At 43.4% G+C, this 15,639-nt stretch carries 16 protein-coding genes; all 16 read left to right on the forward strand.

Translation table 11 applies throughout. The features are described 5' to 3' along the window. Positions 1-5: 5 nt before the first annotated feature. Positions 6-1,418, forward strand: a complete 1,413-nt coding sequence (tilS, locus tag UJ203_RS20525; RefSeq protein WP_322013603.1) for a tRNA lysidine(34) synthetase TilS — start codon at positions 6-8, stop codon at positions 1,416-1,418. Positions 1,419-1,420: 2 nt separating this feature from the next. Continuing rightward, positions 1,421-1,963, forward strand: coding sequence for a hypoxanthine phosphoribosyltransferase (hpt, locus tag UJ203_RS20530; protein WP_038954341.1), 543 nt, complete (start codon positions 1,421-1,423; stop codon positions 1,961-1,963). A 97-nt stretch (positions 1,964-2,060) separates the two neighbouring features. Beyond that, positions 2,061-3,977, forward strand: a complete 1,917-nt coding sequence (gene ftsH / locus UJ203_RS20535) for an ATP-dependent zinc metalloprotease FtsH (RefSeq protein WP_024123634.1) — start codon at positions 2,061-2,063, stop codon at positions 3,975-3,977. Positions 3,978-4,166: 189 nt separating this feature from the next. Further along, positions 4,167-4,943 (forward strand): type III pantothenate kinase, encoded by a 777-nt coding sequence (locus UJ203_RS20540; RefSeq protein ID WP_044153475.1) that lies wholly within the window; start codon positions 4,167-4,169, stop codon positions 4,941-4,943. Between the two features lie 11 nt (positions 4,944-4,954). Continuing rightward, positions 4,955-5,830 (forward strand): redox-regulated molecular chaperone HslO, encoded by an 876-nt coding sequence (gene hslO / locus UJ203_RS20545; RefSeq protein ID WP_024123636.1) that lies wholly within the window; start codon positions 4,955-4,957, stop codon positions 5,828-5,830. A 48-nt stretch (positions 5,831-5,878) separates the two neighbouring features. After that, positions 5,879-6,772, forward strand: coding sequence for a peptidyl-prolyl cis-trans isomerase (locus UJ203_RS20550; RefSeq protein WP_105955692.1), 894 nt, complete (start codon positions 5,879-5,881; stop codon positions 6,770-6,772). A gap of 75 nt (positions 6,773-6,847) precedes the next feature. Then, complete coding sequence (gene cysK / locus UJ203_RS20555) at positions 6,848-7,774, forward strand: cysteine synthase A (protein WP_024123638.1); 927 nt, start codon at positions 6,848-6,850, stop codon at positions 7,772-7,774. Between the two features lie 163 nt (positions 7,775-7,937). After that, positions 7,938-9,347 (forward strand): anthranilate synthase component I family protein, encoded by a 1,410-nt coding sequence (locus tag UJ203_RS20560; RefSeq protein WP_322013608.1) that lies wholly within the window; start codon positions 7,938-7,940, stop codon positions 9,345-9,347. A 13-nt stretch (positions 9,348-9,360) separates the two neighbouring features. After that, on the forward strand, positions 9,361-9,945 hold the full coding sequence (pabA, locus tag UJ203_RS20565) for an aminodeoxychorismate/anthranilate synthase component II (RefSeq protein WP_202853358.1): 585 nt from the start codon (positions 9,361-9,363) through the stop codon (positions 9,943-9,945). Beyond that, the gene (gene pabC / locus UJ203_RS20570; protein ID WP_044153466.1) at positions 9,945-10,793 is read left to right on the forward strand and encodes an aminodeoxychorismate lyase; all 849 of its coding nucleotides are present in this window, start codon (positions 9,945-9,947) and stop codon (positions 10,791-10,793) included. Before pabA ends, pabC begins: the two co-directional genes overlap by 1 nt. A gap of 14 nt (positions 10,794-10,807) precedes the next feature. Continuing rightward, positions 10,808-11,665, forward strand: coding sequence for a dihydropteroate synthase (folP, locus tag UJ203_RS20575; protein ID WP_322013611.1), 858 nt, complete (start codon positions 10,808-10,810; stop codon positions 11,663-11,665). Next, a complete protein-coding gene (folB, locus tag UJ203_RS20580) occupies positions 11,658-12,020 on the forward strand; it encodes a dihydroneopterin aldolase (protein ID WP_044153461.1) in 363 nt (120 codons plus the stop codon). Before folP ends, folB begins: the two co-directional genes overlap by 8 nt. Beyond that, a complete protein-coding gene (folK, locus tag UJ203_RS20585; RefSeq protein WP_044153460.1) occupies positions 12,017-12,520 on the forward strand; it encodes a 2-amino-4-hydroxy-6-hydroxymethyldihydropteridine diphosphokinase in 504 nt (167 codons plus the stop codon). The genes folB and folK overlap by 4 nt, the downstream gene beginning before the upstream one ends. Beyond that, positions 12,472-12,690 (forward strand): helix-turn-helix domain-containing protein, encoded by a 219-nt coding sequence (locus tag UJ203_RS20590; protein WP_024123645.1) that lies wholly within the window; start codon positions 12,472-12,474, stop codon positions 12,688-12,690. Before folK ends, UJ203_RS20590 begins: the two co-directional genes overlap by 49 nt. 13 nt (positions 12,691-12,703) lie before the next feature. Beyond that, positions 12,704-13,705: a tRNA dihydrouridine synthase DusB gene (dusB, locus tag UJ203_RS20595; protein WP_024123646.1), complete on the forward strand. Its 1,002-nt coding sequence runs from the start codon at positions 12,704-12,706 to the stop codon at positions 13,703-13,705. A 91-nt stretch (positions 13,706-13,796) separates the two neighbouring features. After that, complete coding sequence (gene lysS / locus UJ203_RS20600; protein WP_024123647.1) at positions 13,797-15,296, forward strand: lysine--tRNA ligase; 1,500 nt, start codon at positions 13,797-13,799, stop codon at positions 15,294-15,296. Positions 15,297-15,639: the final 343 nt, after the last annotated feature.

The raw sequence follows: 15,639 nt of genomic DNA on the forward strand, positions 1-15,639 counted from the left end.
ACATTGTGAACAGTGTCAAAGATTTTTTTATCAAACACAATCTTACGTTAAAAGGGGCGACAATTATTGTAGGCGTTTCCGGCGGTCCGGATTCGATGGCTCTCCTTCACGCGCTTCATGCGTTATACGGCCGTTCAGCCAATGTGATTGCGGCTCACGTAGACCACCGGTTCAGAGGGGTGCAATCTGAGGAAGACATGCGTTTTGTCCAAGCGTATTGTGAGGCTGAACAGATCAAATGTGAAACGGTTCAAATCAATGTAACTGCGTATGCTGAGAAAAACGGTCTCAACAAGCAGGCAGCTGCCCGTGATTGCCGATATCAGTTTTTTAAGGAAGTGATGTCCAAGCATCAAGCGGATTATCTTGCACTTGCTCATCATGGAGATGATCAGGTTGAAACAATGCTTATGAGACTGGCCAAAGGCACACTCGGAGCTGGACTTGCCGGCATGCAGCCGGTAAGACGGTTTGAAACGGGACAGATGATCAGACCATTTCTAGCCATTACAAAAGAAGAGATTCTTCATTATTGCCATGAAAACGCTTTGAGCTACCGGACGGACGAAAGCAACGCCAAAGATGATTACACTAGAAACAGATTCAGAAAAGCAGTGCTTCCTTTTTTGAAACAGGAATCACCTGATGTGCATAAAAGGTTTCAGAAAGTAAGCGAAGCACTGACTGAAGATGAGCAATTCTTACAGTCATTAACGAAAGAAGAAATGAATAAAGTAATCACAAGCCAGTCTAAAATATCAGTTGAAATCAATTCCTCTCAATTGCTTGCCCTCCCGATGCCTTTACAAAGAAGAGGAGTTCAACTAATATTAAACTATCTTTATGAAAACGTTCCATCATCCTTTTCAGCTCATCATATTCAGCAGTTTTTGGATTGGGCGGATAAGGGCGGTCCTTCAGGAGTACTGGACTTTCCGAAAGGACTTAAGGTGGTCAAATCATATCAGACATGTTTGTTTACATTTGAACAATGGCAGTGCAAAAATGTTCCCTTTGAATTTCAAATAAGCGGAGCTGCCGATGAGACGGCAGTGCTCCCAAACGGATTTCTGATAGAGGCAAAGCGTAACGCGGAACCTCTTGAAGGACATGGGAATTCTGTTTTTATTACAAGTCAAGATAAGGTGAGATTTCCCTTGACGATCCGGACAAGAAAAGCCGGCGATCGGATAAAACTAAAAGGGATGATCGGCTCGAAAAAGGTAAAGGATATATTTATTGATAAGAAATTGCCTCTGCAAGAAAGAGACAACTGGCCGGTTGTGACGGATGCAAGCGGTGAAATTATCTGGATACCGGGCTTGAAAAAATCCATTTTTGAAGATCTTGTGATTCCAAACAGTGACCGCATTGTATTACAATATAGACAGCATGAAAAGTGTAGGGGGCAAGCATAATCATGATGAAACATGATATTGAAACAGTTCTGATCTCAGAGGAAGAGATACAAGAGAAAGTAAAAGAGTTAGGTGCAGACTTAACAAGCGAGTATCAAGATAAATTTCCGTTGGCAATCGGTGTGTTAAAAGGAGCTCTTCCTTTTATGGCGGATCTTATCAAGCATATTGATACATATTTGGAAATGGATTTCATGGATGTATCAAGCTACGGAAAATCTACGGTTTCATCTGGAGAAGTAAAAATCATTAAAGATTTGGATACATCTGTAGAGGGCCGGGACATCTTAATTATTGAAGATATCATCGACAGTGGGTTAACCTTAAGTTATCTAGTAGAGCTCTTCCGATACCGTAAAGCAAAATCAATTAAGATTGTTACCCTTTTGGATAAACCAAGCGGAAGAAAAGCGGACATTAAAGCAGACTTCGTCGGCTTTAAAGTTCCTGACGCGTTTGTAGTGGGTTACGGACTTGATTATGCTGAGCGCTATCGCAATCTGCCTTATATCGGAGTGTTAAAACCGGCAGTTTATGAAAGCTGATCGGCAGCCTGCTTCCGAGATGGTTATTGGTTGTATTGGAATGATTTTCTATGGTACTATTGAACATAGTTGTGCTTACTGTGGGAGGAGGTAAGGAATGAATCGGGTCTTCCGTAATACCATTTTTTATTTACTTATTTTATTAGTAGTAATCGGGGTTGTGAGCTACTTCCAGACCTCAAATCCGAAAACAGAAAATATGTCGTACAGCACGTTCATCAAAAACCTGGATGACGGGAAAGTTGATAGCGTGTCGGTTCAGCCTGTCAGAGGTGTTTATGAGGTAAAAGGACAGCTGAAAAATTACGACAAGGATCAATACTTTTTGACTCATGTTCCTGAAGGAAAGGGAGCAGACCAGATCTTTAATGCTATAAAAAAGACAGATGTAAAGGTTGATCCCGCTCAAGAAACAAGCGGATGGGTGACGTTCCTGACGACCATCATCCCATTTGTCATTATCTTTATTCTGTTCTTCTTCCTGCTCAATCAAGCTCAAGGCGGCGGCAGCCGTGTCATGAACTTTGGTAAGAGTAAGGCGAAGCTATATACAGAGGAAAAGAAACGCGTCAAATTTAAAGACGTTGCAGGGGCAGACGAGGAGAAACAAGAACTTGTGGAAGTTGTTGAATTTCTGAAAGATCCCCGCAAGTTTGCTGAGCTTGGCGCAAGAATCCCTAAAGGCGTGCTTTTAGTCGGACCTCCGGGTACCGGTAAAACACTTCTTGCAAGAGCATCAGCCGGTGAAGCCGGTGTGCCATTCTTCAGCATCAGCGGATCTGATTTCGTTGAAATGTTTGTAGGTGTCGGTGCTTCCCGTGTGCGTGACTTGTTCGAAAACGCGAAAAAGAATGCGCCTTGTTTGATCTTCATTGATGAAATTGACGCAGTCGGACGCCAGCGTGGAGCGGGTCTCGGCGGGGGACACGATGAACGTGAACAGACGCTCAACCAATTGCTTGTTGAAATGGACGGATTCAGTGCCAATGAAGGAATTATCATCATTGCCGCAACGAACCGTGCGGACATCTTGGACCCAGCCTTACTTCGTCCGGGACGTTTTGACCGTCAAATCACAGTGGACCGCCCAGATGTAATTGGACGTGAAGCTGTATTGAAAGTCCATGCGAGAAACAAACCGCTGGATGAAACGGTAAACCTGAAATCGATTGCCATGAGAACACCTGGTTTCTCAGGCGCTGACTTAGAAAACCTATTGAATGAAGCTGCTCTTGTGGCGGCTCGTCAAAACAAGAAAAAAATCGATGCTCGCGACATTGATGAAGCTACGGACCGTGTTATTGCCGGACCAGCTAAGAAAAGCCGCGTCATCTCCAAGAAAGAACGCAATATCGTGGCATATCACGAAGGCGGACACACCGTTATCGGACTCGTTTTAGATGAGGCTGATATGGTTCATAAAGTAACGATTGTTCCTCGGGGCCAGGCTGGCGGTTATGCAGTTATGCTTCCAAGAGAAGACCGTTACTTCCAGACAAAGCCGGAGCTGCTTGATAAAATTGTCGGTCTCTTGGGCGGACGTGTTGCTGAAGAAATTATCTTTGGCGAAGTCAGCACAGGAGCGCACAATGACTTCCAGCGTGCGACAAATATTGCAAGACGAATGGTTACAGAATTCGGTATGTCAGAAAAACTGGGACCGCTGCAATTTGGACAGTCTCAGGGTGGTCAGGTATTCTTAGGGCGTGATTTCAACAACGAACAAAACTACAGTGATCAAATTGCCTACGAAATTGATCAGGAAATTCAGCGCATTATCAAAGAGTGTTACGAGCGTGCGAAAACAATCCTGACAGAAAATCGTGACAAGCTTGAATTGATTGCTCAGACGCTTCTGGAAGTTGAAACACTGGATGCTGAACAAATCAAACATCTTGTCGATCACGGAACATTGCCTGAGCGTAAGTTCTCTGATGATGAGAAGAACGATGATGTCAAAGTAAACATTCTGTCAAAAACAGAAGAAGAAAAGAAAGACGATACGAAAGAGTAACGCTTTCTGATAAAAACTGCCGGCTGACGCTGGCAGTTTTTTTATGTGAATCCCGCCTCTGCTGCCCCTCTTTTCAATCATCCAATTATGGTATCGATTTGTTTACAAATGAGCCGCCGATCGTGTATGGTATTGTAGAATGTTTGTAAAAGTAATGATAGAGAAACTATTCAAAAGTGGTGATAGAGGTTGTTACTTGTTATTGATGTGGGGAACACCAATACTGTACTTGGTGTATATCATGATGGTGAATTAGAATATCACTGGCGTATAGAAACAAGCAGGCATAAAACAGAAGATGAGTTTGGGATGATTCTGCGCTCTTTATTTGATCATTCAGGTCTCATGTTTGAACAAATAGAAGGCATTATTATTTCTTCAGTTGTGCCGCCAATCATGTTTGCGTTAGAGAGAATGTGCACAAAATACTTTCATATCGAACCGCAAATTGTCGGTCCTGGTATGAAAACCGGTTTAAATATAAAGTACGACAATCCGAAAGAAGTAGGCGCTGACAGAATCGTAAATGCTGTTGCGGCCATTCACTTGTACGGCAATCCTTTGATTGTTGTTGATTTCGGTACAGCCACAACGTACTGTTATATCGATGAAAACAAACAATATATGGGCGGAGCGATTGCGCCTGGAATTACAATTTCGACTGAGGCGCTGTACTCGCGTGCGGCGAAGCTTCCGCGTATTGAAATCGCCCGGCCTGACAATATTATCGGAAAAAGCACTGTAAGCGCGATGCAATCAGGGATTTTATTTGGCTATGTCGGCCAAGTGGAAGGAATCGTAAAACGAATGAAATGGCAGGCAAAACAAGAACCGAAAGTCATTGCGACAGGCGGTCTTGCGCCATTAATCGCAAACGAATCAGATTGTATAGACATCGTTGATCCATTCTTAACCCTAAAAGGGCTGGAATTGATTTATGAACGAAACCGCGTAGGAAGTGTATAGGAGGTTTTGCAATGGATTATTTAGTAAAAGCGCTGGCGTATGACGGAAAAGTTCGCGCATATGCTGCAAAAACGACTGATATGGTGAATGAAGGACAGAGACGGCATGATACATGGCCGACAGCATCCGCTGCACTGGGCCGTACAATGACAGCTTCACTCATGCTTGGTTCTATGCTGAAAGGTGATGATAAGCTGACAGTGAAAGTGGAAGGCGGCGGGCCAATCGGCGCGATTGTTGCTGATGCGAATGCTAAAGGGGAAGTCAGGGCATATGTCTCAAACCCGCATGTTCATTTTGACTTGAATGAACACGGCAAGCTGGATGTCAGACGAGCTGTTGGAACAGATGGAACATTAAGTGTTGTAAAAGATTTAGGCCTGCGCGAGTTCTTCACAGGGCAAGTAGAAATCGTTTCCGGAGAACTGGGGGAAGATTTTACGTACTACCTTGTATCATCGGAGCAGGTTCCTTCTTCTGTAGGTGTCGGCGTGCTTGTTAACCCAGACAACACCATTTTGGCGGCAGGAGGTTTCATTCTTCAGCTCCTTCCGGGAACAGATGATGAAACCATCACAAAAATTGAACAGCGTCTATCTGTAGTAGAACCTATTTCTAAACTGATTCAAAAAGGGCTTGCACCGGAAGAAATTTTGGAAGAAGTCTTAGGAGAAAAGCCTGAGATTTTGGAAACCATGCCTGTTAAATTCCATTGCCCTTGTTCAAAAGAGCGTTTTGAAACAGCCGTTTTGGGACTAGGCAAAAAAGAAATTCAAGATATGATAGAAGAAGATGGACAAGCCGAAGCAGTATGCCATTTTTGTAATGAAAAGTACTTATTTACAAAAGAAGAGCTGGAAGAGCTTCGAGACCAAACGACCCGCTAAGCTCTTTAGCGGGTTTTTTGAATTTAAGAAAAGGGGCTGACAGTAAATTTGAAATCAAGAACAATCTGGACAATCATTTGGGGCGCGCTGCTGGTATGCTGTATCGCAGTGGCATATACACTGACGAAATCTCAAGCCAGTGCTTCCCCGTCCGACGAGTCCATTGCTACTATTGGAGGCAAAAGCGTCACAAGAGAAGAATGGCTGAAGGAAATGGAAGATGAATACGGAAAATCAACACTTGAAGATATGATCAATGTCCGAGTGGTAGAGCAGCTTGCCAAAAAGAACAATCTCAAAGTATCTAAAAGCGAAATTGATCGGGAATTTCTGCTGATTAAGGCGGTGAATAATTCATTTTACGAAGACGAGCATACAACTGAAAAAGAGTGGAAAGACCAAATTCGCTATAATATTCTTCTTGAGGAATTATTAACAAAGGATATTGATATTTCAAAGGCAGAAATGAAATCATTTTATAATCAAAATAAAGAACTGTATCAGTTTGATGATTCGTATCGTATTCGGCATATTGTTGTAAAGGATGAAGAGGAAGCCAGACAAGTTTTAAAAGAGCTTGAAGGCGGCTCGAGCTTTGAAGCTGTTGCGGCGGAACGGTCCACAGACAGGTATACATCACCATACGGGGGAGATTTAGGGTTTGTCACCGAGGCATCAGACAACATTCCGTCATCATACATTGAAGAAGCAAAGACACTAAAACAAGATGAATGGTCAGACGAACCGATAAAGGTAAATAACGGCTATGCGATTATACAACTGAAAGAAAAGTTAAATGCGAGAACGTTCTCGTATGATGAAGTGAAGAATCAGATTAAACGCCAGATCGCAATGGATCAGTTAGGTGATAAAGCAACTGTAAAATCGCTTTGGAAAGAAGCTGACGTGTCTTGGTTCTATGGGGAAAAAAGTACTAAATGATTGACAAAAAATTTTGAAATTGATAGATTATATACATAATACCAATACAAATAGTCGGAAATTGAGGTGTCGAGAATGGTACGTGTAGCAAACTCCATTACTGAATTAATTGGGAATACGCCAATCGTTAAATTAAATCGCCTTGTTGATGAAAACAGTGCGGATGTATATTTGAAGCTTGAATACATGAACCCTGGAAGCAGTGTAAAAGACCGTATCGGTTTAGCGATGATTGAAGCCGCTGAAAAAGAAGGGAAATTAAAAGCTGGCGATACAATCATTGAACCGACAAGCGGAAATACAGGAATCGGACTTGCAATGGTTGCTGCGGCTAAAGGTTTAAAAGCGATTTTGGTTATGCCTGACACAATGAGCATGGAGCGCCGCAACCTTCTTCGCGCATATGGTGCTGAGCTTGTGCTGACTCCGGGTGCGGAAGGCATGAAAGGCGCTATTAAGAAAGCGGAAGAGCTTGCTGAAAAACACGGATACTTCGTGCCGCAGCAGTTTAACAACCCATCGAACCCTGAAATCCACCGCCAAACAACAGGTAAAGAAATCGTTGAGCAATTCGGTGATGACCAGCTTGATGCATTTGTAGCCGGAATCGGAACAGGCGGAACGATTACAGGAGCGGGTGAAGTCCTGAAGGAAGCATATCCTTCCGTCAAAATCTACGCTGTTGAACCGTCAGATTCCCCAGTGCTTTCAGGAGGAAAACCAGGCCCTCACAAAATTCAGGGAATCGGAGCTGGCTTTGTGCCCGACATCTTAAACACTGAAGTATACGATGAAATTTTCCCTGTGAAGAATGAAGAAGCATTTGAATATGCACGCAGAGCTGCACGTGAAGAAGGAATTCTCGGAGGCATCTCATCAGGTGCGGCCATTTATGCTGCTATTGAAGTAGCGAAAAAACTCGGAAAAGGCAAAAAAGTATTGGCTATCATTCCGAGTAACGGCGAACGTTATTTGAGTACGCCGCTGTATCAATTTGATTAAAAAGCTCGAAAAAACTCCCGGTGCCCGGGAGTTTTTTTATTTGTGCATCAAATATGCCGTGTCCGCGACGAATCTTATCCTTGGAAGCGAAATTCACTTTTTTCACTCATGATATTGCTTTACAATAAAAAAAGCAGAAAAAGAAAACAGAGGAATGATATAAATGGCACAACGCAGACCGGCAGGCAGAAAAGTACCTTTTCAAAAAGATTCATTCTTGCAACAATATGAGAAACTTTCACAATCCAGAAAACAGCACGTGCTTCTTGAAAGTGCAAGAGGCGGCAGATACAGTATAGCCGGTCTTGATCCAATTGCGGCTGTCAAGGGAAAAGACGGAATTACAACCATTAAGCATGGGGATGAGACACTGTTTAAAGAGGGTGACCCATTACGCGCTTTCCACAGTTGGTTTAAAACGCTGGAAACAGAAACGGATGAAGAACTGCCTGATTTTCAAGGGGGAGCAATCGGCTTTCTTAGCTATGATTACGCACGCTACATTGAAAATTTTAAAATGCTCTCATTAGATGACCTGGAGACACCTGATATCTATTTTCTTGTCTTTGATGATATAGCCGTCTATGACCATGAAGAACAGGCTCTTTGGCTGGTCACTCATGTGAATGACGAGAACGAATCAGCGGACGAAAAGCTGTCCCAGCTCGAACATATGTGGCTGACTGAGCTTCCCGGTGAGCCGTTACAAGAGATGACATATACAGCTGACGGTTCCTTTGCAGCGCCTTTTACTGAAGAAGGCTTTTCTCAGGCTGTAGAGAAAATCAAGCAATACATTGCCAGCGGAGATGTTTTTCAAGTTAATCTATCGATCAGGCAGTCGAAGTCGCTGTCTGCTCACCCGTATGAGATCTACAAAAAGCTGAGAGAAGTGAATCCTTCTCCATATATGGCATATTTAGAAACACCAGATTTCCAAATTATTTGCGGATCTCCTGAACTTCTTGTCAGCAAAAAGGGCAAACTGTTAGAGACAAGACCGATCGCGGGCACTCGTTCCAGAGGGAAAACGGATGAGGAAGACGAAGCGCTAGCAAATGAATTAATCCATAATGAAAAAGAACGCGCTGAGCATGTCATGCTGGTTGATCTGGAACGAAATGATCTGGGCAGAGTTTCTCGTTACGGATCAGTGCGGGTTAATGAATTCATGGCAATTGAAAAATACTCCCACGTCATGCACATTGTGTCTAATGTCCAAGGTGAACTGCAGGATGGATACGACGCTGTAGATATTATTCATGCTGTATTTCCTGGAGGAACGATTACAGGTGCTCCTAAAGTAAGGACAATGGAAATTATAGAAGAACTTGAGCCGACACGCCGTGGGCTTTATACTGGATCTATAGGGTGGTTTGGGTATAATCAGGATCTTCAGTTTAATATTGTGATCCGAACCATTTATGCAGCCGGAGGGCAGGCTTTTATGCAATCCGGAGCAGGAGTTGTGATTGATTCTGTTCCTAAGCATGAATACAGAGAATCATTCAAAAAAGCTTTTGCGATGCAAAAGGCGTTAGAGCTGAGCGAAGCAGAGACAAAAATTAGATGAGGTGAGCGGAGAAATGATTTTAATGATTGATAACTATGATTCTTTCACGTACAACTTAGTACAGTATTTGGGTGAGCTTGGAGAAGAGCTGATTGTAAAACGCAATGACGATATCACAATAGAGCAAATTGAAGAGCTGTCACCGGATTTCTTAATGATTTCACCCGGACCGTGCAGTCCTGATGAAGCTGGAATCAGCCTTGAAGCAATTAAATACTTCGCAGGCAAAATTCCCATTTTTGGTGTGTGTCTCGGACATCAGTCTATCGCACAGGTGTTTGGCGGAGACGTGGTCAGAGCAGAGCGGCTGATGCACGGAAAAACCTCAGAAATCGAGCATGACGGCAAGACGATCTTTAAAGGTTTGCAAAACCCGCTTGTGGCGACACGATATCACTCACTGATCGTAAAACCTGAGACGCTGCCAAGCTGTTTCACAGTAACCGCACAAACGAAAGAAGGAGAAATCATGGCTATTCGGCACAATGACCTTTCGATAGAAGGCGTTCAATTTCATCCAGAGTCTATTATGACTTCCTTTGGAAAAGAAATGCTCAGAAATTTTATTGAAACGTACCGCAAGGAAGTCATTGCGTGATGATATATGTAAACGGCCGATTTATAGAGGAGAAAGATGCAGTTCTTTCTCCTTTTGACCATGGTTTTTTATATGGGATCGGAGTTTTTGAGACCTTCAGGCTTTATGAAGGCCGGCCGTTCCTGCTTGATTGGCATATAGAACGGCTTGAACGCGCACTTAAGGATCTGCAAATCGAATACACTGTGACAAAACAAGAGATGATTGAAATGCTGGACAAGCTGCTCGGGCTGAATGATATCAAAGACGGCAATGCCCGCGTCAGGCTGAACATATCAGCCGGCATCAGCGATAAAGGCTTCGCTGCTCAAACTTACGATAACCCGACTGTCTTATGTTTTGTTAACCAGCTAAAACCAGAAAGTCTTCCTTTGCAAAAGGAAGGAAAGGTTTTATCGATACGGAGAAACACACCGGAGGGGCCGTTCCGGTTAAAATCACATCACTATTTAAATAATATGTATGCGAAACGGGAGATCGGAAATGATCCGCGGTTTGAAGGGATCTTTTTAACGGAGGATTGCGCTGTAGCAGAGGGCATCATTTCAAATGTCTTCTGGAGAAAAGGCAGCACTATCTTTACACCATCACTTGATACCGGAATTCTTGACGGCGTCACGAGACGTTTTGTCATGGAGAACGCAAAGAAAATAGGGATGGATGTCAAAACAGGCCGCTACCAGCTTGAAGCCCTTTTGACGGCAGATGAAGCATGGATGACCAACTCGGTTCTTGAGATCATTCCGTTTTCTAAAATAGAAGAAGTGAACTATCCGGGCCGAAACGGAGAAATAACTTCCGCTTTACAAACGCTATACCACCAAGAAATAAAGAACATGAATTCATGACAGGGAGGAAGAGAATGGCCCAGCAAACAATAGACCAAACACAAGTAATCCATACCAAACCCAGCGCATTATCATATCGAGAAAAGACGCTGGTGATGGGGATTTTAAACGTAACGCCTGACTCTTTCTCGGATGGCGGAAAATATCACAGCCTGGACAATGCCCTGTTGCACGCGAAAGAGATGATTGATGACGGTGCGCATATCATTGATATCGGAGGCGAGTCGACAAGACCCGGCGCCGAATATGTGTCCGAGGACGAAGAAATGTCCAGAGTAATTCCTGTGATTGAGCGGATTACAAAAGAGCTCGCAGTGCCGATCTCTGTAGATACGTACAAGGCTTCTGTCGCAGATGAAGCTGTTAAAGCCGGCGCTTCGATCATCAATGATATTTGGGGAGCAAAGTATGACCCGAAAATGGCTTCTGTTGCAGCTGAACACAATGTTCCGATCGTTCTCATGCATAACCGCAAAGAGAGAAACTACAACGACTTAATACCGGATATGCTGTCGGACTTAATGGAAAGTGTAAAGATTGCTGTTGAAGCAGGTGTAGAGGAAAAGAACATTATCCTCGATCCCGGCGTAGGTTTTGCGAAGGACTATCACGATAATCTGGCAGTCATGAACAAACTTGAAGTTTTCAGCGGACTTGGCTATCCGGTTCTTCTTGCAACCTCCCGGAAAAGATTTATCGGCCGTGTCCTGGATCTTCCGCCTGAGGAGCGGGCTGAGGGCACAGGCGCAACCGTGTGTCTAGGCATTCAAAAAGGCTGTGACATTGTGAGAGTCCATGATGTAAAACAAATAGCCAGAATGGCGAAAATGATGGATGCAATGCTGAACAAGGGAGGGATGCATCATGGATAAAATCTACGTAGAAGGCATGGAGTTTTACGGCTACCATGGTGTGTTAAAAGAGGAGAACAAGCTCGGACAGCGTTTTAAAGTCGATTTAACCGCAGAATTGGATTTAAGCAAAGCGGGACAAACAGACGACCTTGACCAAACCATTAACTATGCCGAGCTTTACCACGTATGTAAAGATATCGTTGAAGGTGAGCCTGTGAAACTAGTGGAAACACTGGCAGAACGTATTGCGGACACTGTCCTGAAGAAATTTCATCAGGTGCAGCAATGTACTGTAAAAGTGATTAAGCCAGATCCGCCAATTCCCGGCCACTATAAATCAGTAGCAATAGAAATCACGAGAAAAAAATCATGAACAATACAGCTTATATAGCCCTTGGATCTAATATTGGAGATAGAGAAACGTATTTACGGCGAGCGGTGGCGATGCTGCATCAACATGAGGCAGTGACAGTCACAAAAGTGTCTTCTATTTACGAAACAGACCCAGTCGGATACGAAGCTCAAGATGAATTTTTAAATATGGCTGTTGAAATCGAGACGGCGCTGAATCCGTTTCAGCTCCTTGAGCTCACGCAGCATATAGAAAATGAATTGGGCAGGACGAGAGAAGTCAGATGGGGTCCGCGGACGGCAGACCTTGACATTTTACTGTTTAATCGTGAAAATATTGAAACAGAGCAACTAATTGTTCCGCATCCGAGAATGTATGAGCGTTTATTTGTCCTTGCACCGCTTGCGGAAATATGCACGCGGGTTGAAAAAGAGGCAAAAAGCGCGGAAACCGACCAAGAAGGTGTAAGAGTATGGAAGCAGAAATCTGGGGTAGACGAATTCGTGCATTCAGAAAGCTGAAAGGTTATACTCAAGAAGGATTTGCGAAAGCGTTAGGTATATCAGTTTCTATTCTCGGCGAAATTGAACGCGGAAACCGATTGCCGTCAGCTGCCATCATTCAAAGCGCAGCAGATGTTTTAAATATAAGCGCGGACGAATTAGCGCCGCCAGAAAATAATAACAAATGAAAGGAGGGGAAAAATGTTTAAAATCGGTGATATTCAATTAAAAAACCGGGTTGTGCTGGCCCCTATGGCTGGTGTCTGCAACTCAGCATTCAGATTGACTGTAAAGGAATTCGGAGCCGGATTGGTCTGCGCTGAAATGATCAGTGACAAAGCGATCCTTTACAACAATGCCAAAACAATGGGTATGCTTTACATTGATGAACGTGAAAAACCGCTCAGCCTTCAAATCTTCGGAGGAAAAAAGGAAACCCTTGTGGAAGCGGCGAAGTTTGTAGACCAGAACACAACTGCTGATATCATTGATATTAACATGGGATGCCCAGTGCCGAAGATTACAAAATGTGATGCGGGAGCAAAATGGCTTCTCGATCCCGATAAGATTTATGAAATGGTTTCTGCAGTAGTGGATGCCGTCGATAAACCAGTCACAGTGAAAATGAGAATGGGCTGGGATGAAGACCACATTTTCGCGGTGAAAAACGCACAGGCTGTCGAGCGTGCGGGCGGAAAAGCAGTTGCGCTTCACGGCCGTACAAGAGTGCAGATGTACGAAGGAACTGCAAACTGGGATATTATCAAAGAAGTAAAACAATCTGTATCGATTCCGGTTATCGGGAATGGCGATGTCAAGACGCCGCAGGATGCTAAGCGTATGCTTGATGAAACAGGAGTAGACGGGGTCATGATCGGCCGTGCCGCATTAGGCAATCCGTGGATGATTTACCGTACGGTTCAATACCTTGAAACAGGTGAATTAAAAGAAGAGCCGCAAGTGCGCGAAAAAATGGCGGTATGCAAACTGCATCTTGACCGCCTGATTAACTTAAAAGGTGAAAATGTAGCGGTAAGAGAAATGAGAAAACACGCTGCATGGTATCTGAAAGGCATAAGAGGCAATGCGGAGGTTCGTAATGGAATCAATCATTGCGAGACAAGAGAAGAGCTTGTACAGCTTTTAGATGCATTTACTGTTGAAGTTGAGGCAAAAGAGCTTCAAGACGCAAAAGTAGGATAACACTCACCTCTATTTGCTGCTCACTGCCAGTTTTACGCTGGCAGTTTTTCTGCTTTTTTCATGAAACAATATCTGTAATGGAGTGATAACAATGAGTCAAGAAGAGCATAATCATGAAGAATTGAACGACCAGCTGCAAGTCAGACGCGACAAAATGAATCAGATGAGAGAAAACGGTATAGATCCATTCGGCGCACGTTTTGAAAGAACTCATCAATCTGAGCAAATTATTGCGGCATATCAAAATCTAACGAAAGAAGAGTTAGAAGAAAAAGCGATTGAAGTGACAATCGCAGGCCGTATGATGACAAAACGCGGCAAAGGAAAAGCCGGCTTCGCGCACCTGCAGGATTTAGAAGGTCAAATTCAAATCTACGTAAGAAAAGACAGTGTCGGTGACGACCAATATGAAATCTTCAAATCTTCCGACCTTGGCGACCTTATCGGCGTAACAGGAAAAGTGTTCAAAACAAATGTAGGCGAACTGTCTGTAAAAGCAACCTCATTTGATTTGCTGACAAAAGCGCTTCGTCCGCTGCCGGATAAATACCATGGTTTAAAAGACGTTGAGCAGCGCTACCGTCAACGCTACTTGGATCTTATCGTAAATCCAGACAGCAAACATACGTTCATCACACGCAGCAAGATCATTCAAGCGATGAGAAGATACCTTGATGATCATGGATACTTAGAAGTAGAAACACCAACTATGCACAGCATTCCAGGGGGAGCCTCCGCGCGTCCGTTCATTACCCATCATAATGCTTTAGATATTCCGCTCTACATGCGTATTGCGATTGAACTGCATCTGAAACGCTTGATTGTCGGCGGTTTAGAAAAAGTATATGAAATCGGCCGTGTTTTCCGTAATGAAGGCGTCTCTACACGCCATAACCCTGAATTTACAATGATTGAATTATATGAAGCGTATGCTGACTATAAAGATATCATGAGCTTAACTGAAAACCTTGTCGCTCATATCGCGCAAGAAGTGCTTGGCACGACGACAATTCAATACGGGGAAGAACAAATCGAACTGAAACCTGAGTGGAAAAGAATCCATATGGTTGACGCAGTCAAAGAAGCGACAGGCGTTGACTTCTGGGAAGATGTAACTGTTGAGCAAGCCCGTGAATATGCAAAAGAGCATGGTGTAGAGATTAAAGACTCTATGACAGTGGGCCATATTATAAACGAATTCTTCGAACAAAAAATCGAGGAAACGCTTATCCAGCCAACGTTTATTTATGGACATCCAGTAGAAATTTCTCCTCTTGCTAAGAAAAATCCAGAGGATCCGCGCTTCACAGACCGTTTTGAACTGTTTATCGTAGGCCGTGAGCATGCAAATGCATTCACAGAGCTAAATGATCCTATTGACCAAAGAGAACGCTTTGAAGCCCAATTAAAAGAACGAGAAGAGGGTAATGATGAAGCTCATTTAATGGATGAAGACTTCGTTGAAGCCCTGGAGTATGGCATGCCGCCAACAGGAGGCTTGGGCATCGGGATCGATCGCCTGGTCATGCTGCTTACGAATGCTCCTTCGATTCGAGATGTACTGTTATTCCCGCAAATGAGACAGCGCTAATTTAAAAGAGCGTCAACCTTTCTAATAGAAGGATGACGCTCTTTTATAATTCCTTAGGTTTTTCTTCAAAAAACTATTGCACTATTATTTACAAGGTGGTATATTATTATTCGTTGCCGCTAAACAAGGCGATGACAAAAAAATAACTTCAAAAAAAGTTATTGACTTCAATGATTCAACGAGTTATAATAATAAAGTCGCTTAAACGAAGTGACGAAATGATCTTTGAAAACTAAACAAGACAAAACGTACCTGTTAATTCAAGTTTTATTATAAAATCGCACAGTGATGTGCGTAGTCAGTCAAACTACTTTATCGGAGAGTTTGATCCTGGCTCAGGACG

The sequence above is a fragment of the Bacillus sp. V26 genome, assembly GCF_034296245.1.
Taxonomy (GTDB): domain Bacteria; phylum Bacillota; class Bacilli; order Bacillales; family Bacillaceae; genus Bacillus; species Bacillus halotolerans.